Raw genomic sequence first — 20,802 nt, 5'->3', positions numbered from 1 at the left:
AATAAAAAATATTTTTTTAGTGTGTAACTTCTTTTTAGATCACTTTTTACTGAATAAACAAAAACAAATGTAAAACATACGAGAAATGAAACGCTTTAAACAGGTTACTGTTTTGATATATAGACGTGTGTATGTCTTGCTGAACTGTTTTTTTGGATGGTAGATGCGGTAGAAATTAATGGTGACCCACTTTTATTAGAGCTTAATAGCCTTTTAAGGTGTTGTTATTTTCCAGAAAATTAATTTCCTTCTTACGTTGAAACCTAATTTTTTATACAAAGCAACAGGGCCTGTATTAGTTTCATCTACATGTAAAAAAGGGGTTTTGTTTTTAGTGAAAATATTGTTTGCTGTATGGGTTACTAATTGTTTTGCATAACCTCGACCACTATAATCGGGGTGTGTAATAACAGCGCTAATTTCTATAAAATGATTGGTTTGCATGCGTTCTCCAGTTAAAGCAACCAGTTTTCCGTCTTTATAAATACCAAAATATTGCCCTAATATATTGCTTTTAGGTCTGAAGTATTCAGGGTATACTAATTTTATAAGCCCAATCAAGTCGTTGTAGTGCGCATCTGTAAGCTCTACAATAGTGTCGGTAATTGGATGGTTTATTTTGTTGTAAACAATCATTTGTAACCCTTTATGCTGTTTGGGTTCTTCAAAATGAGCAGGAAGTAGTGGTTTGTCGCCAACAATAAAAAAACCACTTATTAACGCTCCATGTTTTTCAATAGCTAAACGAGTGTCTGCATTATTTATGAAAGCACCAAAAGGGGTGTAATCTGGTTGGTAAAACTTTACATGATTATAATCAATTGCATGATTATAATGGATGTTGGTTAAAGCATGCCAAACAGGGTTATCTAATTCTTCTTCGTTTATCAACAAAACTAGTGCGTATTTATGTTTTTTATAATGTCTTCGAAAGGAGTTTCATAATCGAACCACAAAGTGTTTTCGCCCTTTTTAAACCAAGTAAGTTGGCGTTTTGCAAAGCGTCTACTATTCTTTTTAATTTCCGAAATGGCAAAATCGAGTGTCCATTCACCTTCTATAAAATTAAAAATTTCTTTGTAACCCACCGTATTTAAGGCATTTAAATCTTTAAACGGAAGCAGGCTTTTAACCTCATCCAATAAGCCCTGGTTTACCATAATATCAACTCGTTGGTTAATACGGTTATAAATGGTGTCTCTTTCTGCTGTTAAACCTATGGTGGTGGTGGTGAAGTTTCTGTTTATATTTTTCTTATTCAAAAATGAAGAATAAGGTTTGTTGGTGCCTATGCAAATTTCTAAAGCGCGAATAACCCGATGCGGATTATCAATCGCAATGGAATCATAAGATACAGGGTCTAGTTCTTTAAGTCGGTTTTGAAGAACTGGTAAACCTTCTATTTCCAATTGATTATTTAGGCTTTCTCTAATACTACCAGCGACTTCAGGGAAATAATCCAATCCTTTTGTTACCGCATCTACATATAAACCAGAGCCACCAACCATAATAACAACATCGTGTTTTTTAAAAAGGGTTCCTAAACAAAGGAGGGCTTCTTTTTCGAAAGTGCCAACATTATAAGTGTCTTGAATGGATTTATGATGAATAAAATGATGCTTTGCTGATGCTAATTCTTCTGTTGAAGGTGCCGCAGTACCAATACTCATTTCTTTAAAAAACTGTCGTGAATCTGCTGAAACAATTTCAGTATTAAAATAATTAGCAAGTTTAATACTTAAAGCTGTTTTACCAATGGCTGTAGGGCCTACTATAGAAATTAAGTGTTTAGGCATTATCAAATTTATGACCGCAGTTATAGCAAAATTCGGCGTTGTCTTTATGTCTTCCAGCCGCACAATTAGGGCAAGATTGTGTATTTAGATCTACATGCGGTTTTTCTGGTTCTTCTTTTGGTTTGTTTTGTGCGGTGTATTCTGCTGAAACGATACCTGTTGGTACGGCAATAATGCCATAACCTAAAATCATGACTAAAGCGGCTATAAATTGCCCTAAAGGTGTTTGTGGTGCAATGTCGCCAAAGCCCACTGTAGTCAGCGTTACAATACACCAATACACGCTTTTCGGGATGTTAGTAAAGCCGTTTTCTTCACCTTCAATTAAATACATAATGGTACCTAAAATGATGGCTACTATAATAACGGCAAATAAAAATACCGATATTTTAGCGCGACTCGCTCTTAAAGCTCTTACCAAATTATTGGAAGCACCTAAATAACGTGCAAGTTTTAAAATTCTGAAAATACGTAATAAACGTAAGGCACGTAAAGCAGCCAAAGCGTGTATACCACCAAAAATTAACGAGATGTATTTGGGGATGGTAGATAGTAAATCGATAATACCATAAAAACTAAAAATATAGTGAAATGGTTTTCTTACTGTTATAATTCTAGCAACATATTCGATGGTAAATAAAATGGTTATAATCCATTCGGATATGTTTAATAGGTTATGATATTTGGCGTCAATGCTTTTTACACTTTCAAGCATGACTAATAAAATACTGGCAATAATGGTTATCATTAAAACAACATCAAACAGTTTTCCCGCAGGTGTATCTGCCTCATAAATTATTTCATGAAGTTTTTCTTTCCAGTTTGTTTTTTGTGTAGCACTCATAAGTGTCAAAAGTAATAAAAGATTTATTACTTCTTTTTTATTAATATAAGGGAATTGGTTTGTATATCCACAATTTTATTCATGAATTCTTTTAAATAAGGATAATATTCTGGTTCGTAAACAGCTTCTTTGAAATCTACTTTAAATGTAAGTACTAAGCTATTTGCTATCATATTGCTTGATAAGATAATTTGTCCTTTTTTATTTGGAAGCACTAAATTAACATCTTTTGGTTTTTCTTGCAGTGTGTAATTATTACTAAAATTTAGTTTAAATGCGAAGTAATATGAATCTTTATATCCAAAATCGATGGGGTAAGTGCGTTCTTGAAGTTTAAATGGGTTCTCATTAAAAAACTTGATTATAAACGGATTTAAATAAATGTTATCTCCCACAACATTGTCTTCATATTCAACATCATAAGTTTCTATAAAATCGGAACTTGTTTGCCCTTCACTTATTACTTCATGGTTTGAAATTTCTAGATTAGGGTTTTCATCGTGAATATTATTAATGTATGAATTCTTATTTGGGTAATATGCTTTTCTAGAGTTTAATGCGTGGTAGCCTGTGTTTTTTGCATATACATTACCAGTCATATTAGCTTCTGCGCCTATATTTAATTCGACTTTATATTGCGTGGAGGATAGTTTTTCTGGTTCGATATCTACCCAGTTACTTCCATTTTTAAAGTCTAAAATTCGCCCATAACCATTTAGGCATTGGAAGGGAATGTCTCCAAAACTCAAGTACTTATCGGTAGCATCTAATAAATAGGTTTTGTCATTTATTTTGGCTTGTACTATTAAATAGTTGAATTCTGAAATAACAGGAAAAAGCTTCGTTGCAAATCCATTGTTTCTAGTTGATAGTAAAATAGGACTTACTTCAATACCAGACTCTTCTAATAAATTATGAAGCAACATGTTTATTGAAGAAACATTTCCTGATCTATCTTTTATTAAATCCTTAATTGAAGCATCTTTAAAAAGTGAATATTTATCATTCCAAGTATAGTTTTCTTGAACGAATGTATACATGGCTTTTGCCTTTTTTAAAAGGTCTTTTTCATTTAAAATAGCAGTATCAAAAAAATCTTCTGGTTTTATTGATTTCCCTAGTTGTTTACCAATATTAGGGTCTGTTCTTAGTTCATCATCTACACTTTCCCATGTTTTTGTGTAATCATTTTTTACACCATCAAACCCTTGAAACGTTTTTAATTCATACTCAACGCGTGCTAAGTAGTTTGATTTCGCCGTCATATTATCTTCCTCTATAAAGGCAGGAATATCTTTCATGGCATAGCGGTTTATAGAACAATCTGCACTAGAGTCACGCGGCCCGTCCAAGCAATTCTTTTTTAAATCTGAAGTACTTATGTCTAGTGGTCTATATCCTACGCGCTTGATGTTGTAAAGCCAGTTTCCAGGAATACTGGTTCGATATTCACTATATAATTTAGGGATGTCATCTTGAAAGTCCCAACCTTTATAGTTAAACATAAAATGAGAAAAAAGAGTATAGCTATAGGTAATAACAGAGCCTTCTTTTATATTAGGTAAGGTGAATTTGGCAAGGGTATGGTTTTCATCATACACTTCGGTAAAAATGTTTTCTTTTTCCAGTTTGGTTTGAATAACCTCGTTTCCTTCTTTGTTATAGGTCGTCGCGATAATGTTTTTTACGCGTTCCGACGTATTTTTGTTGTTATATAAATGAATGGAAATAGTGGCTTTATTAAACCCTTCTTTTTTTAAAATCTTTATTTTATGTTTTACTTCGGTTCTTAAATCATAATCCGATGGGTCCACATAGCTATTACCTTCTTCGTAAATTACTAAAGCCGTTGCTGTAGAATCTTTTTCAAAGGAGTTTGTTTCAAGGTCACCTAAAGTTACTCGGAAGGATTCTGAGTTAAAACTTGATTGAGAAAAGAGGGATGCGTTTGATAGGATTATTAAAATGAAGTAGATTTTTTTCATACTCAATTAAAAAGTAGTTGTTTTACTTGTTTATTCTTTCTTAAATAACTCTGAATAATATGTTGGGTGTCTCTATTATTCTGCATAGGCGTGATAATAGATTCTAAAACCTCTATGTTGTTTATTTGATAGTTTAAATTGAAAAACCCTAAGCCTTTAAAAACCCCGTTTTCGATTAAAATAGCACTGCGCTCATCGATCGCTCTGCCTTTATCAATAATCACCATGTTTTTGTTTTTGTAACTGTTTTTATTGATTAATTCAGTAACACGCTTGTTGTAAGAATCTGCAGGTTCTTTTTGAATGCAGGCACCATCACAGGTTTTTAAATCGTAGTTAAAGCAACTGGTTTTGGTTTTGTATAAACCGGTTAGTTTTTGGCATAAATTATAATCTTCAACCACTTTGGTTATAAAGCTTTTGCCGCTTTGCTTATTGCTAAAGGTTGTTATGGGGTTTTTACGACCATCGGCCAGATCAATTTTTAAATTGATATACCCATGATTATCTACAAAACTATAAAGTGCATGAGTGAAGGTGGTACGACGCAAGGCTCTATTAAAAATAGGCTTAACTCGTTTAATTTCCTCACTTTCCTTTAAAAGAGCCACAAGTTCGCTGCCGGTAGTTTCGTAAGTCACTGCCGTTACTTGATCTTGTAATTTTTTTGATTTTTGATTGGTGTTTGTAAAGTGCTGGTTAATGCGCTTTTTTATATTGTTACTTTTCCCAATGTAGATAATGTCTCCATCGGCTTTGTGAATATAATATACACCAGTTACAGCAGGTAAATCTGCTATAATATCAAGATGCTTGGGTTCTAATTGAAGTTTCGGGTTTAATTTTATAGAGGCCTGAATAATACTTTTAGTCGTGTCCTTATCCAAAAGCATTTTGAATAATTTTACGGTGGCTAAAGCATCTCCAGAAGCACGGTGTCTATCTGTAACAGGAATACCAAGCGAGCGTACCAATTTACCTAAACTGTACGATGGCAGGTCTGGTATTAAGTCTTTAGCAAGTTCAACGGTACAAAGCGATGGTCTTATAAATTCGAAACCAAGTCTTCTAAATTCGGTGCCTAAAATACGGTAATCAAATTGGGCGTTGTGCGCCACTAATATGCAGCCTTCAGTAATTTCTACGATGCGTTTTGCAACCTCATAAAATTTGGGTGCATTGCGCAGCATGTTATTGTTTATGCCTGTTAGGTTAACCACAAACGGTTGAATGTCGCGCTCAGGGTTTACAAGACTTATAAATTGATCTACAACTTGGTGGCCATCAAACTTATAGATAGCTATTTCGGTTATGCCTTCTTCATTGTACTTACCTCCAGTGGTTTCTATGTCTAATATTGCGTAAATGAGTGAAAAAAAAGTTAAAAGTTAAAAGTTTAAATTGGGCTTTCTATTAGCTGTTTACAAATAATTGCGCTCACCAAATATAGTGCTTCCAACACGAATCATGGTGCTTCCGCAATCTATTGCTAAGGCGTAATCGCCGCTCATTCCCATGCTAATGGTTTCAGGTTTAAAAATACATGTTTCAATTGATTTTAAACCATCAAAAGTGGTTTTTAATAAAGAAAACTCTTTTTTAATTTGATTTTCGTCGTCGGTAAATGTGGCCATTCCCATAACACCAACCACTTGAATGTTTTTTAATTCTGAAAAGGCTTTAGATTTTATAATCTCTGAAGCTTCAAAACCAGTCATTCCAAATTTAGAATCTTCCGAAGCTATTTTAATTTGAAGCAAACATTTGATAATTCTATCATGTTTTTTTGCCTGCTTATTAATTTCTTGCAGTAATTTAAAATTATCCACCCCATGAATTAAACTCACAAACGATGCCATGTATTTTACTTTATTGCTTTGTACATGCCCAATCATGTGCCACTCAATATCTTTTGGCATGCTATCATGTTTTTCGGCCATTTCCTGAATTTTGTTTTCACCAAAAATACGCTGACCCGCATTGTAGGCTTCCATTAAATCACTAACAGGTTTGGTTTTCGAAACGGCAACTAATGTTACGTGCTCTGGGAGTGTCGATTTTATATAATCAAGGTTTTGTTTAATACTCATTAAATGGGAAATTGAGAAGGTGTTTATAGTTTGGTTAACGCAATATACAAATCAACAAATGAACAAATAAGTATTTTATTCAAAATTCATAAATAGTAAGGCCACTTCGTAACTTGGGCTCGATAAACGTACTTTTTGGAGGCATGGTCAACTGGTTATCGGCAATGGCTTTTAGTTGGTCTATCGTAATAGGGACAAGTCCAAAGCCAACGGCAAACTCGCCCGAATCGACTTTGCTTTTTATAGTAACTAAGTTGTTCTTTCCTTGTGAATAACTTATACGTGTGTTGTTACGCACATTGGTAATCCCTAAAATAAGTTCTTAAACGGTTTTGTGTAAAATTTGAGTATCTAAAGCATCCAATGCGGTGTGAAATTGGGTGTTGGTTTTCCGTAAGAATAAGGAATAGAATTCACCATCCAAATACATACTAAAATGATGTTTTTTTGTTGGCTTATAGAGCTCTTTGACTCGTTTTTCAATACGAAATAAGGTGTCGAGCTGAATTTAAAAAGCCTCTTTTGTTAAGCCGTTTAAGTCTTTTATGAGGCGGTTGTATTCATGAATTTTTAATTCAGATTCTGGAATTAAATAGCTCATGAAAAAATTATAAGTTTCAGTCCCACTGTGTTTGTTGTTTTCAGATTTTAAGTCTTCTGAAAGTAAAAGGGACGAAGCCGTACGGTGGTGACCATCTGCAATATAAATTGAATCGATACTTTTAAAGGCGCGCTTTATTTTATCAATTAATTCGGGGGCGTTCACCAGCCATAAATAATGCGTGTCTCTAAAATGCGTCGTGAATTCATATTCGGCACGTACTTTTTGCACCTCGGTAATTGTGGCTTTAATATCAAGGTTGTCGGGGTAGGTGAGAAGTACAGGTTCGGCATTAAAGCCCACGGTTTTTAAATAATTTTTAAAAATATGTTCGCGGTATTCAATGGTGTCTTCGTGTTTTTTTATAACATCGTTTTTGTAATCTTCAGTACTCGCAGCGGCGATAATACCAGAAAAAGTATGGCCATTTCGGTTTACAATTTTATAGATATAGTAGGAAGGAATTTCATCTTGAATAAAAATGCAATTCTCCTTAAATTCTAAATAACGGTTTTTAACTAAACTAAAACGTTCCTTGCCATGAATATTTTTATCGTATTTATATCCCGGATTTAAAATGTGTAAGAATGAAAACGGATTGTATTCTAACCGTGCTTTTAATTCTGCTTTTGAATAACTTTGGTACGAACGGGATGCGACAAGTCCAACCTTATCTCGCGTGGGTCTTACTGCTTTAAAAGGGAGTATGTTCGCCATGAGTTACTAGTTTTTAGATTAAGCTATAACGCTTGGGACTGAAAACTGAAATTGCGACTGTTTACTTTAAAAACTGAGACGCAATTTTTTCTGCTTTTCTGCTTTCAGAATAATCATAAAAGCCTTCACCAGATTTTACACCTAATTTACCAGCACGTACCATATTTACTAATAAAGGACATGGTGCATATTTTGGGTTTTTAAAACCATCATACATTACATTTAAAATGGATAAACAAACGTCTAGCCCAATAAAATCGGCTAATTGTAATGGTCCCATAGGGTGTGCCATTCCTAATTTCATAACGGTATCAATTTCATGAACACCTGCAACACCATTATACAAGGTTTCAATAGATTCGTTAATCATGGGCATTAAAATACGGTTGGCAACAAAACCAGGGTAATCGTTCACTTCAACAGGGGTTTTGCCTAAAGTTTTCGATACATCCATGATGGTATTGGTTACTTCGTTACTGGTGTTGTAGCCACGAATAATTTCTACCAATTGCATAATAGGCACGGGGTTCATAAAATGCATGCCAATAACCTTATCTGGTCTAGAAGTGACTGCAGCTATTTGGGTTATAGAAATGGAGGAAGTGTTTGAGGCTAGAATGCAGCCTTCAGCGCAAGCTTCATCAATTTGCTTAAAGATGTTTAGTTTTAAATCGACATTTTCGGTGGCAGCTTCAACCACTAAGTTTACATTTTTAACACCTTCAGCAATGCTAGTAAACGTACTAATGTTTTTAAGCGTTTCTTCTTTTTGAGTTTCAGTTATGGTTTCTTTAGCTACCATTCTGTCTAGGTTTTTGGTAATGGTAGCCAACCCGTTTTTAAGTGAAGTTTCGCTAATGTCAATCAGGTTTACCTTAAAATTACTTTGAGCAAAGGTGTGTGCGATACCATTTCCCATAGTACCAGCACCAATTACAGCAATGTTTTTCATCTAATACGTTGTTTTGTTATTCCCTTGAAAGAGAGAATTAATTTAAATTATTTCAGAGCTCATACATGAGTTATTTATATAAATCGAAGATTAAGTGCTAATTTTCAATAGCTATATTGTCTAAATAGGATTCGATTTCTAATGTACGTTGTCTTGTTAAATTTAATCTTGTTTCTGCATGTATTGGAATCCACATAGTGCCTTGCATATCGTGGTAAAGCTTATTAGAAAATGCTAATTCATTATCTCTAAAAGCAATCCATGATTTTTGAGCGTTTACCAGTATTTTCTTTTGTTCAGAAGACAGCTTTTTTAATAGCGTTTGATAGGTTTCATTCAATCTTTCGTCCCAGTTTTTGGTCGCATCTATTACACACTGCGTCATGGCACTTGTTGTATAATTCTTCTCCGATTCCAAACAGTTTTTTAATTCTAGATCAATTTGGTCTCCGGTTTTAGATTGTCCGAATAAGCCGTTTAATGTAAAAATAAAAATAATGGAAAGACTAATTTCCTTTAAATACATAACCTAAAAACAGATAAATATTCGAGTTATTTCCTAAAAACAATTAATAATTTGAGTCGCAACACGTAAGGCTTCGGTACCATCATGTAGCGTTACCACGGGTGATGAATTTGTATTAATAGCATGTGCAAAAGCTTCCAACTCATCTAGTATGGAGTTGTTGTTCTCTACATGTGGGTTATCAAAATAAATTTGTTTTTTCTCGCCTTCAGCATTTTGAAGGACCATGTCAAAATCTCCCGGACTTTCAGGAGCGTCTTTCATTTTTACCACTTCACATTTCTTATCTAGAAAGTCAACCGAAATGTAGGCATCCTTTTGAAAAAAACGTGCTTTACGCATTTTTTTAAGTGAAATTCTGCTGGCTGTTAAGTTCGCTACACAACCGTTTTCGAATTCAATACGTGCATTTGCAATATCGGGCGAGCTACTAATTACGGCTACACCACTAGCACTAATGCTTTTTACTTTCGATTTTACAACACTTAAAATAATATCAATATCATGAATCATTAAATCCAGCACCACAGGTACATCGGTTCCACGTGGGTTAAATTCTGCCAAACGATGTGTTTCAATAAACATAGGCGAATTAATATCGTCTTTTACCGCTAAATAGGCTGGGTTAAAACGTTCTACATGGCCTACTTGTCCTCTAAGGTTGTTTTCTGCTAAAAGTTCTCTAATATGCTCCGCTTCTTCAACCGTATTTGTAATAGGCTTTTCAATAAAAATATGTTTGCCTTTTGCAATCGCTTTTTTAGCACAATCGTAATGCGATAATGTAGGTGTAACAATATCTACCACATCTACAGCATCAATAAGAGCATCTACAGAATTGAAAAATTTATACCCAAATTCAGCTTCTACTTTTTTACCATTGGTTTCATCGGCATCATAAAAACCAACAAGATCAAATTTATCAGATTGTTTAAGAAGTCTTAAATGAATTTTTCCAAGGTGGCCAGCACCAAGTACTCCAGCTTTTAGCGTCATATTTTACGTTTTCAACAAAAATAAGATTTTTAGAACATGAATCTATATTATTCCGTACGAATTTTTATTGAAAGATTATTACCGTGTTCCCGCTTCTTGTTCAGAACTATTTACGAGAAGGCTTGCTTCATCTAGGGTCAAAAAATTGGTGAAAGTTTAAAATTTCAAGTCAATTCAATTTGTAATCAGCACATTAAAAACAAGCTGAAATTAATTCTAATTTAAACTATATAACCTAAAAATGTTTAACTAATTTTACGCTATAAACCAAACCACCATTGAAAGACACTTTTAAGCATAAAGGCTTGCGCCTGCAGTTAGTTAACATATTAAAAAACAAAGGAATAAAAAACGAAGCTGTTTTGGCAGCGATTGGAAAAGTACCTAGACATTTGTTTATGGATTCTAGTTTTTTAGACCATGCATACCAAGATAAAGCGTTTCCTATTGCTGCAGATCAAACTATTTCGCAACCTTATACTGTAGCCTTTCAATCGGAATTATTACAAGTTAGAAAAGAAGATAAAATTCTAGAAATTGGTACAGGTAGTGGGTATCAAACCGCCGTTTTATGCGAGTTGGGTGCCAAAGTATATAGTATTGAACGCCAACAAGAATTGTTCAAAAAAACGAGTAATTTTTTACCAAAACTGGGTTATCGTGCAAAGAAGTTTATTTTTGGTGATGGTTATAAAGGCTTAAAAGAGGAAGCTCCGTTTGATAGTATTATTGTAACTGCTGGTGCACCATTTGTGCCGAAGCCTTTATTAAGTCAGTTGAAAATAGGAGGTAGGTTAGTGATTCCTGTGGGCGACGATGTACAAATTATGACTCTTTTTATTAGAAAAGATACCAAAGAATTTGAACAACATGAGTTTGGCGAATTCCGTTTCGTGCCCTTATTGGAAGATAAAAATTAATTTTGTCTACGGTAGACTACAGTCTATTTAGGTAAATAATTTCTAGGTATCGGGTTTCTACGGCTTTCATTATCCCAAAAAACATTTACAATCCACCAACGGGTGCCATCGTTAAGTAGTTGTATGCTGTTAATACCACGCATAAAAGGTTCGTCGTCTTTTTTACTGTGAAACGACTCAAAGGTGCTAAATACATGCGCCATATTACCAAAAGCATCAACAGTTCGGTGAATTTCTTTTTCAATAAAACCATTTTCAACTAGCCATTTCCCAGAACTTTTAACATAATCGTCAGGTTTCATATAACGTATTTGAAACTTACTTTCATTATTCTTACCCGAGGTAATTAACTTTCCGTCGGCATGAAATAAAAATTTAAAAAGGGTCCAATCTCTTTTTTTGCCTTTTTCACCAGAAATGACGGCATATAATGAGTTGATGATACTATCGATGGTTAAAACATGTTCGGAATAATCTTTAGGAGCTTCTTTTTCTTTCCCTTTGTCATTACCCTTTTTTTGAGCGTACATGGTTATGGATACAAAAGAAATTAAAGCGAAGAGCAACAGTTTTTTTATCATTTTTAAACAGATTATTTACCTAAACGTATGTTTGTAATTTATTTAAAGTTTTTCTTAACACGGTCTAAATCGCGTTTATTATCACGGTCTTTTATTGTTTCACGTTTATCAAAAAGCTTCTTACCTTTTGCAAGAGCAATATCCAATTTAGCATACCCCTTTTCATTAATAAATAAACGTAGGGGAATAATAGTAAGTCCCGAACTTTGAACTTCTTTTTGTAATTTTTTAAGTTCCCGCTTATTTAGCAGCAATTTTCGTTCCGCTTTAGGGCGGTGATTGTAATAATTACCAAAAGCGTATTCTTCAATCGTGGCGTTAATTACAAAAAGTTCTCCTTTTTCATTAAACTCACAAAAACTCTCTGCAATAGAAGCTTTACTGCTTCGTATCGATTTTATTTCGGTACCAGATAGTACAATACCAGCGGTGTACTTGTCTAATATTTCAAATAGAAAGCGCGCTTTTTTGTTTTGTATGTTTATATTTTTTTGCATCGACCACAAAACTACATAAATTTATTTTTAGACCCACATACCTTTTTATTGAAACGTTAAATAAATTTAAATCCTTTTTGTATTGGGTAAAATACAAGTAATTTAGTCTCGCTTAAATTCTGAAAGTTGGTTTATGAAAAAACAATTACTGTTTCTTATTGTTATAATGTTGGTGATTTCCTGTGGAAGCATCAAAAAGCATAACGAACAAATTACGAAACTACATACGGTTGAAGATTTAAGAACGGATATAGACAAAGTTTATAACCAATTACAAAAACACCATCCTAAATTATATCAATACACCACAAAACAGGTTTTAGATTTTAAGTTTGATAGTTTAAAAACAAGCGTAACAACACCCATTACGTCTCGCGAGTTTTATAAAAAATTAGCTCCCGTAGTTGCACATATAAAACAAGGGCATATTTCTGTAGGATCGGTAAGTAAGCGCTACACAAAAAAAGAGCGAAAAGAGTTGAAGAAACTAAAATTCGAGTTTTATGACTTGGATTTTGAGTATTTAGATAACAAATTGTGGGTAGTTGGAACCAAAGGTAAAGATTCAACTATAATAGGAAGTGAAGTTCTTAAAATTGATGGAGAGCCAACAACCAACTTGGTAGACCTGTTTAAAACCCGTTTTGCTTCCGATGGTTATAATAAAACCTTGCATAATAGAGTAGTAGGTAGAAGTTTTGTGTCTTTCTATTATAAAGATAAAGGCTATTTAGATAGCTTAAATATTGAATTTAAGCAACAAGATTCACTGTTTGCAAAAACATTCCGTCGTATTTTAAAGGATGAAAAAAAAACAAAGAGCGATTCTATTGCTCCCGTAATTCCTGAAATATTAACCAAAGCGGAAAAGGATCAAAACCGTTTGGCGGCCAAAAAGAAGCGTAAAGAACATCGAAAACGTGGTTTTATAGCGTCAAAAAAAGAATATACACGAAATTTCGATTTTATAGGAAAGGATAGTACCGTTGCGTATATGAACATTCGAAGCTTTACAAATGGTAATTACAAGAAGTTTTATAAAGAAAGTTTCGCAACATTAGATTCGTTAAAAACGGAGCATCTCATTTTAGATTTGCGAGATAATGGTGGAGGGCGCATAGCAGAGATTGATTATCTCTATTCCTTCTTAACTGATAAAAATTATAAACTAGTGGATGCGAGTGAGGTAAACAGTCGCTTGCCTTATTTTAAATTTTTAATGAGTAACACAACGCCGTTTATAATAAAAGCGTCAACTGTGGTGCTTTCTCCTTTAATTATCGCTCAAAATCTCATTAAAACGAAAAAAAAGGATGGTAAAATTTATTATAATTTCAGGTTCTCAAAAGAAAAGGAACCTAAAGCATTACATTATAAAAGGCAGTTGTATGTTATAACTAACGGGAATTCTTTTTCGGCATCGTCTCTAATTTCAACCCATTTAAAAGCCAATAAAAGGGCGGTTTTTATAGGGGAAGAAACAGGTGGTGCCTACAATGGTTGTGTAGCAGGTATTTATAAAATTTATGAAATGCCAAGTTCCAAACTTAAAATTAGAATGGGTTTAATGCAAATTGAAACACCTTTTAAGCAAGCTCCAGATGGCTATGGTATAATGCCCGATGTTGCTATTGTTCCTACCCTTGAAGACAGGAAACAGCATATAGACCCCGAGTTAGATTGGATACTAAACACCATTAATACCAATGAAAAATTAGTGGAATAAAACACATTAACTTAAAAGATTCTTATCTATAATGGGTTTTATTTTCAATGTAATAGAAATAAAAATTACTCATATTTAAGAATTCTTTTTTATTGTCTTACCATAAAACATTTGTATTTTTGTTTTCAAATTTTTACAAACATACTTCAATAATATAATATGAATTCATACGATGTAGCCGTTATAGGCTCGGGTCCTGGAGGCTATGTAGCAGCGATTCGTTGCGCACAATTGGGCATGAAAACTGCCATTATAGAAAAGTACAACACCCTTGGTGGTACCTGCTTAAATGTAGGTTGTATTCCAAGTAAGGCACTTTTAGATTCTTCACATCACTACGAAGATGCTATTAAGCACTTTGAAGAGCATGGTATCGAAATTCCTGGAGATATTAAAGTGAACCTTGAAAAAATGATTGCCCGTAAACAATCGGTCGTAGACCAAACTACTGGTGGTATCGATTTTTTAATGAAGAAGAATAATATTGATTTGTATCAAGGTTTAGGAAGCTTTAAAGATGCGACTCATATTACTATTGCAGGTGATGAAACTATTGTAATTGAGGCAAAAAACACCATTATTGCTACAGGAAGTAAGCCTTCTAGCTTACCGTTTATAAATATTGACAAAGAACGCGTCATTACATCTACCGAAGCTTTAAAACTTAAAGAAATACCAAAACATTTAATTGTTATTGGTGGTGGCGTTATTGGTTTAGAATTAGGTCAAGTTTACAAACGTCTAGGATCGGATGTTTCTGTGGTTGAGTTTATGGATCGTATCATCCCAACTATGGATGGCGGACTTTCAAAAGAACTTAATAAAGTACTGAAGAAACAAAAATTTAATATCAACATATCTCATAAAGTAAAATCTGTTGAGCGCGTAGGTGATGAAGTGATCGTGAAAGCAGATAATAAAAAAGGAGAAGAAGTTGAATTTAAAGGCGATTATTGCTTAGTATCTGTAGGGCGTCGTCCATATACTGACGGATTGAATGCTGAAGCTGCTGGTGTAAAATTAACTGATAGAGGTCAAATTGAAGTAAACGATCATTTACAAACAAGTGCTTCTAACATTTATGCGATTGGCGATGTAGTGAAAGGTGCCATGTTAGCGCACAAAGCAGAAGAAGAAGGTGTGTTTGTTGCTGAAACCTTGGCTGGACAAAAACCACACATCGATTATAATTTAATTCCAGGTGTTGTTTACACATGGCCAGAAGTTGCTACAGTTGGTAAAACAGAGGAGCAGTTAAAAGAGGCAGGTGTAGAATATAAAACAGGATCTTTTCCAATGCGTGCTTTAGGTAGAAGTAGAGCAAGTATGGATTTAGATGGTTTTGTTAAAATTTTAGCTGATAAAAAGACAGATGAAATTTTAGGAGTACACATGGTTGGTGCACGTGCTGCGGATATGATTGCGGAAGCAGTTGTAGCTATGGAATTTAGAGCATCTGCTGAAGATGTATCTCGTATGTCTCATGCACACCCAACATTTACTGAAGCTATTAAAGAAGCTGCTTTAGCAGCTACTGGAGATAGAGCGTTGCATATATAACAAATTCCTGCGAAAGCAAGAATCTCATACATTAAAAAAAAAGCGAACCTAAATGGTTCGCTTTTTTTTTAATGTAACATCTTGTTAGTATCTGATAATCAGTGTTTTGTTTTGTAAATAAGCATTTTTTAGTTCTTTATTCGTAACTTACAAGTATAACCAACCAACCGCCGTTATGAAATTTCTATTTCGATTAACGTTCTTTTTTATTTTTACTTTTTCTCATGCTCAATCAGTTCGTATTCCCGACAAGAATTTTGAACGGGCCCTAATCGAAAAGGGTATTGATAGTGATAAAAAAGTAAATGGATTCGTTTTGAGCAGCGATGTTAAACCTGTTGTCTTTTTAAGTTTATATAATAAAAAGATAAGGAGTTTAGAGGGGATTCAAGCTTTTACATCATTACAATATCTAGATTGTAGAAAAAACAACTTATCGGCCGTAGATGTTAGTCAAAATATAGCCTTAACCTCATTCCGAAAAGATGTTAATAATGTTATAAAGACAAATAATATTTTTAATTTAATGGCTTGGTTTGAATAATAAATTAATTAATGGCGTTCAGCTATGCAGAATCTTGTAGGTGTCTTTTAAATATATGTAAAGAATAACTATTAAAATGGGAGCAATAGCAAAAAGGAGTAGTTTCATGAAATTAATTTAAGCAAGCTTTTCCATAATACTTCGCCATGCCAATTCATAATAAGTTTTATTTGAAGGAACAAAGTGATTATCTTCTCCAATATGTTCTATAAGGTTTTTAAAGGTATCGAGTGTAACAAATTTCAAGGCTTCGACCTCTTCCTCTTGTCGTTTTAACACGGAAAGTGGCTCTGTTATTTCAGCAATAAAAGTGTTATGAAATTCATTATCTATAATACCATTATCATAAGATTGAAAACATTCAAAAACACCAATAGGTTGTAAAGAACTTTCTAAAACAGTGAAGCCAATTTCTTCTTGTGCTTCTCTAATAGCCCCTTGTTTTGGAGTTTCTCCTGCATCTATATGGCCAGCAACTGAGACGTCCCACATAAGCGGACAAATAATTTTTTTTGCCGAACGTTGTGATAGTAATATCTCGCCTTGTTTATTATAAAACCAAACATGCGCCGTATGGTGGAAATAACCTTTTTGGTGAATTATGGATTTTAATTCAGACTTTCCCGTTGGGTTTCCGTGTTTATCTACTATGTCTATATATTCGTCCATAAGAAATTAAAAATCGTCATTGCGTGAAACGAAGCAATCTGTTAATAATACCGCTGATTTTTTAAGTCAGTTTCAATTAAAAAGATTGCTTCGCTTTTTTTCTATTGAAAAAGCTCGCAATGACGATTCAAATTAAATTTTATTTAAAATAACTAAAGGTTTCGCCTTCTTCTATATTAAGCAAGGTTTCATAAATAAGCTTAATTACGTTTTCAACATCATCTCTATGAACCATTTCTACAGTGGTGTGCATGTAGCGTAATGGTAATGAAATTAGAGCAGATGCTACACCGCCGTTACTGTATGCAAAGGCATCGGTATCGGTTCCTGTAGCACGCGATAAGGCGTTACGCTGAAATGGTATTTTTTTAGCTTCGGCAGTATCTGTAATTAAATCACGAAGCTTTTGTTGTACCGCTGGAGCATAAGCTATAACGGGGCCTTTACCCATTTCTAAATCGCCCTGTGATTTCTTCTCAATCATTGGCGTGGTCGTATCGTGTGTTACGTCTGTTACAATCGCTACATTTGGTTTGATGGTTTGCGCTATCATTTCAGCACCACGTAAACCAATTTCTTCCTGTACAGCGTTTACAATGTATAAGCCAAATGGTAATGTTTTTTTATTTTCTTTTAATAAACGCGCTACTTCAGCAATCATAAAACCGCCCATACGGTTATCTAATGCACGACACACAAATTTGTCCCCATTTAAAACATGAAACTCATCTGGATAGGTGATTACACAACCTACGTGTACACCTAATTTTTCAACATCGGCTTTAGTTTTGCAACCACAATCAATAAAAATATTATCTGGTTTTGGAGCTTCTTCATTCGATTTGTCTCTTGTATGTATCGCAGGCCAACCAAAAACGCCTTTTACAATGCCATTTTTAGTATGAATATTTACCACCTTACTTGGTGCTATTTGGTGGTCGCTACCTCCATTTCTAATCACGTAAATTAATCCGTTGTCTGAAATGTAATTTACGTACCATGAAATTTCATCAGCATGTCCTTCAATAACAACTTTATATTTAGCATCTGGGTTTATTACGCCAACAGCAGTACCATAGGTGTCTGTAATAAACTCATCTACATAAGGTTTTAAATAATCCATCCACAGTTTTTGCCCAGTCCATTCGTAACCGGTGGGCGCTGCATTGTTTAAATATGTTTCTAAAAAGTCCATAGACTTTTTGTTTAAAATGCTCTTCATCGTATTGTGTTAAAGTTTTGCACTAAATTAATAATATAAATACAAAAAAAATGTTTTAAACATTGTAATTTGTTAATTTTGAATGATTATTGCTCCAGAAGTTTTATGAAGAATTTTGTTATATATCTATTTTTAGTGTGTCCTATTTTTTTCTTTGCTCAAGTTAAGGATGAAGAGGAAGATCTTTCGGAATACGAATATATGTTTATTGAGGGCGACTCGGTGCCTCAAACCATTGTAAATTTAAATCCTATTTATATACTGGGCGATTTGAAATTCCCGAGTAAAGAAGCCCGTATTAGGTATTTAATTTTACGTCGAAAAACGCTGAAAGTATATCCGTATGCCAAGTTAGCTTCAGAACGCTTAGATTCTTTAAGCTCACGTTTAGAGTCTATGAAAAAAGAAAAGGATAAACGTCGATATACGAAGTTGATTCAGAGTTATATAGAAGGTGAGTTTTCAGATGAATTAAAAAAACTAACACGTACCGAAGGTCAAATTTTGGTTAAATTGATACATAGGCAAACGGGTAAAACTACCTTTGGTTTGGTGAAAGAACTCCGCAGTGGGTGGCGTGCTTTTTGGTACAATACCACGGCTAGTATGTTTGATATTTCTTTAAAGAAACCTTTCGATCCTAAAAGTGTATATGAAGATTACCTTATTGAAGATATTTTACAGCGTAGTTTTAATAACGGATTATTGGTACGACAAAAAGCGGCTGAAGAATACGATTTTTATGATTTAACCAATATTTGGATGGATAAACAGAAAAAAGAATAAGGTGCCAGATTCTAAGCAAACACCATTACAGGAACGATTAAACGCCATTTCTCATGCCATTGGCGCTATTTTTGGTGTTTTAGGTTTGGCTTCACTTATTGTTTTTAATAGCGATAAAACCGATTGGAGTCTGTTTAGTGTTATTGTTTATGGTCTTTCTATTATAATATTGTTTACAGCCTCTACTTTATACCATTCCGTAAAAGATGAAGTTAAAAAACACTACTTCCGGATTATAGATCACATTAGTATTTATGTACTTATAGCTGGTACTTATACGCCTGTTTTACTTATAACCCTGCCTAATAGCCTAGGTTGGACCTTGTTTTATGTGGTTTGGGGCATCGCTGTTTTTGGCGTTATTTTAAAACTGTTTTTTACGGGTAAGTTTGAACTGTTTTCGACCTTGTTGTATTTAGTTATGGGGTGGCTTATTGTATTCGACTTTGCAAACTTATCTAAATTAATGGATAGCAATGGCTTATTATTGTTGTTTGCTGGCGGTTTAGCATATACTGTTGGTATTATATTTTATGCCATTAAAAAGATACCATATAACCACGTTATTTGGCATTTGTTTGTACTTGCGGGTGCCGTTTTTCACTTTTTTATGATCTTCTTTTATGTGATTTAATTGATTTTATTGAATTGAATAGTTTATGATAAAGATACTACCAGCAATTACACCAGCACACTTTCAAGAAATAGAAACTCTTGCGAATACCATTTGGAGAGAACATTATATTCCTATTATTGGGAAAGCGCAGGTAGATTATATGCTCGATAAATTTCAATCTGCAAAGACGATAGCGGAACAAGTACAAAATGGTTTTGATTATTTTTTAATCACTTTTGAAGATACTCCAGCATGTTACATTGCTATTAAGACAGAAGAAGAAGCTCTTTTTCTTAGTAAAATATACGTGTTAAGTACTTATAGAGGAAAAAAAATAGCCAAAGCAGGATTACTATTTATAGAAGAAAAAGCAAAAAAACAGGGGCTAAAAGCCATTCGGCTTACAGTAAATATTAATAATACCAACGCTATTAAAGCCTATGAGAAAATTGGTTTTGTTAATGTAGGCTCGTTGGTAGCCGATATTGGTAATGGTTTTGTTATGGACGATTTTGAAATGGTTAAAGCAATTTAATTACGAATTAACAATGGTTATGCATGTGGTTCGCTCTCAATAACATCTTTATATTCTTCAAAAAAGGCTTCAAATAAACTCATGTTTTCATTGAAAAACTCCATCACATCGCGCCAGGTGTTTTTGTTATGAATGGATACTTTTTTATCTAAAGACACATGAATTCTAGAAATTTCTTTTTCGTTTTCAAGAAAATAAGCTTCTTCAAAAATGGCTTCGGGTAAATACTCATCTAAAAGAATCGATTTTAAAGCGACTAGTTTCTCCCAGTATTTAATACGGGATTCCAAGTCGTCTTCCAAATCAATGGTAACTAAGGCTGTTTTTGTATCAAAATGGAATTTAAAACTGAAACCTTTCAATTTTGTATCGTATAAAATCCATTTCCGTGGAAACGATTTCCCAAAACTAGTCCAAAATTCTTGTCGTAATATGCGCGATTCTTCTTTACTAAACACTGGTTATTTTAAATTTTGAAAGTTAAAAAGTGAAATTTGTCATTTTGAATTAAAGCTCTTTTACAATTTAGATAAATTGATTCTAACCAAAATAAATACAGACGCAAAAGTAAAAACAAATAATAGATTTTACTATTTAGTAGAAACTTATTAGAGAGCTAGTTTGTACTAAGTGGTTTTG

General features: G+C 33.7%; 21 protein-coding genes and 1 pseudogene. 7 read left to right on the top strand and 15 right to left on the bottom strand.

The genetic code is table 11. The annotated features are described in order from the left end of the window. Positions 1–213: 213 nt before the first annotated feature. From Q5N74_RS11295 to Q5N74_RS11250, 10 genes and pseudogenes are all read right to left on the bottom strand, one after another. The gene (locus Q5N74_RS11295; protein ID WP_304388915.1) at positions 214–891 is read right to left on the bottom strand and encodes a GNAT family N-acetyltransferase; all 678 of its coding nucleotides are present in this window, start codon (positions 889–891) and stop codon (positions 214–216) included. A gap of 5 nt (positions 892–896) precedes the next feature. Continuing rightward, on the bottom strand, positions 897–1,796 hold the full coding sequence (miaA, locus tag Q5N74_RS11290) for a tRNA (adenosine(37)-N6)-dimethylallyltransferase MiaA (protein ID WP_304388914.1): 900 nt from the start codon (positions 1,794–1,796) through the stop codon (positions 897–899). Continuing rightward, positions 1,789–2,640, bottom strand: coding sequence for an ion transporter (locus Q5N74_RS11285; RefSeq protein ID WP_304388913.1), 852 nt, complete (start codon positions 2,638–2,640; stop codon positions 1,789–1,791). The genes miaA and Q5N74_RS11285 overlap by 8 nt, the downstream gene beginning before the upstream one ends. Positions 2,641–2,666: 26 nt before the next feature. Continuing rightward, complete coding sequence (locus Q5N74_RS11280; protein WP_304388912.1) at positions 2,667–4,625, bottom strand: DUF3857 domain-containing protein; 1,959 nt, start codon at positions 4,623–4,625, stop codon at positions 2,667–2,669. A 2-nt stretch (positions 4,626–4,627) separates the two neighbouring features. Then, positions 4,628–5,992: an exonuclease domain-containing protein gene (locus Q5N74_RS11275; RefSeq protein WP_304389042.1), complete on the bottom strand. Its 1,365-nt coding sequence runs from the start codon at positions 5,990–5,992 to the stop codon at positions 4,628–4,630. 54 nt (positions 5,993–6,046) lie between these two features. Beyond that, positions 6,047–6,715: a YggS family pyridoxal phosphate-dependent enzyme gene (locus Q5N74_RS11270; protein ID WP_304388911.1), complete on the bottom strand. Its 669-nt coding sequence runs from the start codon at positions 6,713–6,715 to the stop codon at positions 6,047–6,049. A gap of 79 nt (positions 6,716–6,794) precedes the next feature. After that, positions 6,795–8,033 (bottom strand): annotated as a pseudogene (locus Q5N74_RS11265) (DUF1015 domain-containing protein). Between the two features lie 61 nt (positions 8,034–8,094). Beyond that, positions 8,095–8,985, bottom strand: a complete 891-nt coding sequence (locus Q5N74_RS11260; protein WP_304388910.1) for a 3-hydroxyacyl-CoA dehydrogenase family protein — start codon at positions 8,983–8,985, stop codon at positions 8,095–8,097. A gap of 97 nt (positions 8,986–9,082) precedes the next feature. After that, positions 9,083–9,511 (bottom strand): lysozyme inhibitor LprI family protein, encoded by a 429-nt coding sequence (locus Q5N74_RS11255; protein ID WP_304388909.1) that lies wholly within the window; start codon positions 9,509–9,511, stop codon positions 9,083–9,085. A 33-nt stretch (positions 9,512–9,544) separates the two neighbouring features. Beyond that, a complete protein-coding gene (locus Q5N74_RS11250; RefSeq protein ID WP_304388908.1) occupies positions 9,545–10,507 on the bottom strand; it encodes a Gfo/Idh/MocA family protein in 963 nt (320 codons plus the stop codon). A 278-nt stretch (positions 10,508–10,785) separates the two neighbouring features. Between Q5N74_RS11250 and Q5N74_RS11245 the strand changes: the two genes are divergently transcribed. Further along, positions 10,786–11,427, top strand: coding sequence for a protein-L-isoaspartate(D-aspartate) O-methyltransferase (locus tag Q5N74_RS11245; protein WP_304388907.1), 642 nt, complete (start codon positions 10,786–10,788; stop codon positions 11,425–11,427). Between the two features lie 23 nt (positions 11,428–11,450). On the opposite strand, the gene Q5N74_RS11240 is transcribed toward Q5N74_RS11245, so the two are convergent. Continuing rightward, positions 11,451–12,008, bottom strand: a complete 558-nt coding sequence (locus tag Q5N74_RS11240) for a hypothetical protein (protein WP_304388906.1) — start codon at positions 12,006–12,008, stop codon at positions 11,451–11,453. 38 nt (positions 12,009–12,046) lie between these two features. Beyond that, a complete protein-coding gene (gene smpB / locus Q5N74_RS11235) occupies positions 12,047–12,505 on the bottom strand; it encodes an SsrA-binding protein SmpB (protein ID WP_304388905.1) in 459 nt (152 codons plus the stop codon). Between the two features lie 133 nt (positions 12,506–12,638). Between smpB and Q5N74_RS11230 the strand changes: the two genes are divergently transcribed. From Q5N74_RS11230 to Q5N74_RS11220, 3 genes are all read left to right on the top strand, one after another. Further along, on the top strand, positions 12,639–14,231 hold the full coding sequence (locus Q5N74_RS11230) for a S41 family peptidase (RefSeq protein WP_304388904.1): 1,593 nt from the start codon (positions 12,639–12,641) through the stop codon (positions 14,229–14,231). Between the two features lie 159 nt (positions 14,232–14,390). Further along, complete coding sequence (lpdA, locus tag Q5N74_RS11225; protein ID WP_304388903.1) at positions 14,391–15,791, top strand: dihydrolipoyl dehydrogenase; 1,401 nt, start codon at positions 14,391–14,393, stop codon at positions 15,789–15,791. Positions 15,792–15,966: 175 nt separating this feature from the next. Continuing rightward, positions 15,967–16,335: a hypothetical protein gene (locus Q5N74_RS11220; RefSeq protein WP_304388902.1), complete on the top strand. Its 369-nt coding sequence runs from the start codon at positions 15,967–15,969 to the stop codon at positions 16,333–16,335. Between the two features lie 117 nt (positions 16,336–16,452). Here the strand turns inward: Q5N74_RS11220 and Q5N74_RS11215 are convergent, their stop codons facing one another. Both Q5N74_RS11215 and Q5N74_RS11210 read right to left on the bottom strand, forming a co-directional pair. Next, positions 16,453–17,004 carry an NUDIX domain-containing protein gene (locus Q5N74_RS11215; protein WP_304388900.1) on the bottom strand — a complete coding sequence of 184 codons (552 nt, stop codon included), beginning with the start codon at positions 17,002–17,004 and terminating at the stop codon, positions 16,453–16,455. A 139-nt stretch (positions 17,005–17,143) separates the two neighbouring features. Beyond that, the gene (locus Q5N74_RS11210; protein WP_304388899.1) at positions 17,144–18,226 is read right to left on the bottom strand and encodes a M42 family metallopeptidase; all 1,083 of its coding nucleotides are present in this window, start codon (positions 18,224–18,226) and stop codon (positions 17,144–17,146) included. 105 nt (positions 18,227–18,331) lie between these two features. On the opposite strand from Q5N74_RS11210, the gene Q5N74_RS11205 reads away from it, so the two are divergent. The 3 genes from Q5N74_RS11205 to Q5N74_RS11195 are packed head-to-tail and all read left to right on the top strand — an operon-like array spanning position 18,332 to position 20,163. Then, positions 18,332–19,012, top strand: a complete 681-nt coding sequence (locus Q5N74_RS11205) for a DUF4294 domain-containing protein (protein WP_304388898.1) — start codon at positions 18,332–18,334, stop codon at positions 19,010–19,012. A gap of 1 nt (position 19,013) precedes the next feature. Next, positions 19,014–19,646: a hemolysin III family protein gene (locus tag Q5N74_RS11200; protein ID WP_304388897.1), complete on the top strand. Its 633-nt coding sequence runs from the start codon at positions 19,014–19,016 to the stop codon at positions 19,644–19,646. Between the two features lie 25 nt (positions 19,647–19,671). Next, complete coding sequence (locus Q5N74_RS11195) at positions 19,672–20,163, top strand: GNAT family N-acetyltransferase (RefSeq protein ID WP_304388896.1); 492 nt, start codon at positions 19,672–19,674, stop codon at positions 20,161–20,163. Positions 20,164–20,180: 17 nt separating this feature from the next. Here Q5N74_RS11195 and Q5N74_RS11190 read toward each other — a convergent pair whose 3' ends face one another. Beyond that, positions 20,181–20,621, bottom strand: coding sequence for a DUF4268 domain-containing protein (locus tag Q5N74_RS11190; RefSeq protein ID WP_304388895.1), 441 nt, complete (start codon positions 20,619–20,621; stop codon positions 20,181–20,183). Positions 20,622–20,802: the final 181 nt, after the last annotated feature.

Origin of the sequence: Mariniflexile sp. AS56 (genome assembly GCF_030552475.1) — a bacterium.
Classification (GTDB): domain Bacteria; phylum Bacteroidota; class Bacteroidia; order Flavobacteriales; family Flavobacteriaceae; genus Mariniflexile.
The sequence above is the reverse complement of the archived record's forward strand: the minus strand, read 5'-3'. Positions and strand labels throughout refer to the sequence as shown.

Bases quoted from the DNA above. Each gene is read 5' to 3' on its own strand.
- Q5N74_RS11230 (WP_304388904.1), top strand. From the start codon at position 12,639: ATGAAAAAACAATTACTGTTTCTTATTGTTATAATGTTGGTGATTTCC.
- Q5N74_RS11210 (WP_304388899.1), bottom strand. From the start codon at position 18,226: ATGAAGAGCATTTTAAACAAAAAGTCTATGGACTTTTTAGAAACATAT.
- Q5N74_RS11285 (WP_304388913.1), bottom strand. From the start codon at position 2,640: ATGAGTGCTACACAAAAAACAAACTGGAAAGAAAAACTTCATGAAATA.
- Q5N74_RS11240 (WP_304388906.1), bottom strand. From the start codon at position 12,008: ATGATAAAAAAACTGTTGCTCTTCGCTTTAATTTCTTTTGTATCCATA.
- Q5N74_RS11220 (WP_304388902.1), top strand. From the start codon at position 15,967: ATGAAATTTCTATTTCGATTAACGTTCTTTTTTATTTTTACTTTTTCT.
- lpdA (WP_304388903.1), top strand. From the start codon at position 14,391: ATGAATTCATACGATGTAGCCGTTATAGGCTCGGGTCCTGGAGGCTAT.
- Q5N74_RS11250 (WP_304388908.1), bottom strand. From the start codon at position 10,507: ATGACGCTAAAAGCTGGAGTACTTGGTGCTGGCCACCTTGGAAAAATT.
- Q5N74_RS11270 (WP_304388911.1), bottom strand. From the start codon at position 6,715: ATGAGTATTAAACAAAACCTTGATTATATAAAATCGACACTCCCAGAG.
- Q5N74_RS11255 (WP_304388909.1), bottom strand. From the start codon at position 9,511: ATGTATTTAAAGGAAATTAGTCTTTCCATTATTTTTATTTTTACATTA.
- Q5N74_RS11280 (WP_304388912.1), bottom strand. From the start codon at position 4,625: ATGAAAAAAATCTACTTCATTTTAATAATCCTATCAAACGCATCCCTC.
- Q5N74_RS11205 (WP_304388898.1), top strand. From the start codon at position 18,332: ATGAAGAATTTTGTTATATATCTATTTTTAGTGTGTCCTATTTTTTTC.
- Q5N74_RS11195 (WP_304388896.1), top strand. From the start codon at position 19,672: ATGATAAAGATACTACCAGCAATTACACCAGCACACTTTCAAGAAATA.
- Q5N74_RS11215 (WP_304388900.1), bottom strand. From the start codon at position 17,004: ATGGACGAATATATAGACATAGTAGATAAACACGGAAACCCAACGGGA.
- Q5N74_RS11260 (WP_304388910.1), bottom strand. From the start codon at position 8,985: ATGAAAAACATTGCTGTAATTGGTGCTGGTACTATGGGAAATGGTATC.
- smpB (WP_304388905.1), bottom strand. From the start codon at position 12,505: ATGCAAAAAAATATAAACATACAAAACAAAAAAGCGCGCTTTCTATTT.
- miaA (WP_304388914.1), bottom strand. From the start codon at position 1,796: ATGCCTAAACACTTAATTTCTATAGTAGGCCCTACAGCCATTGGTAAA.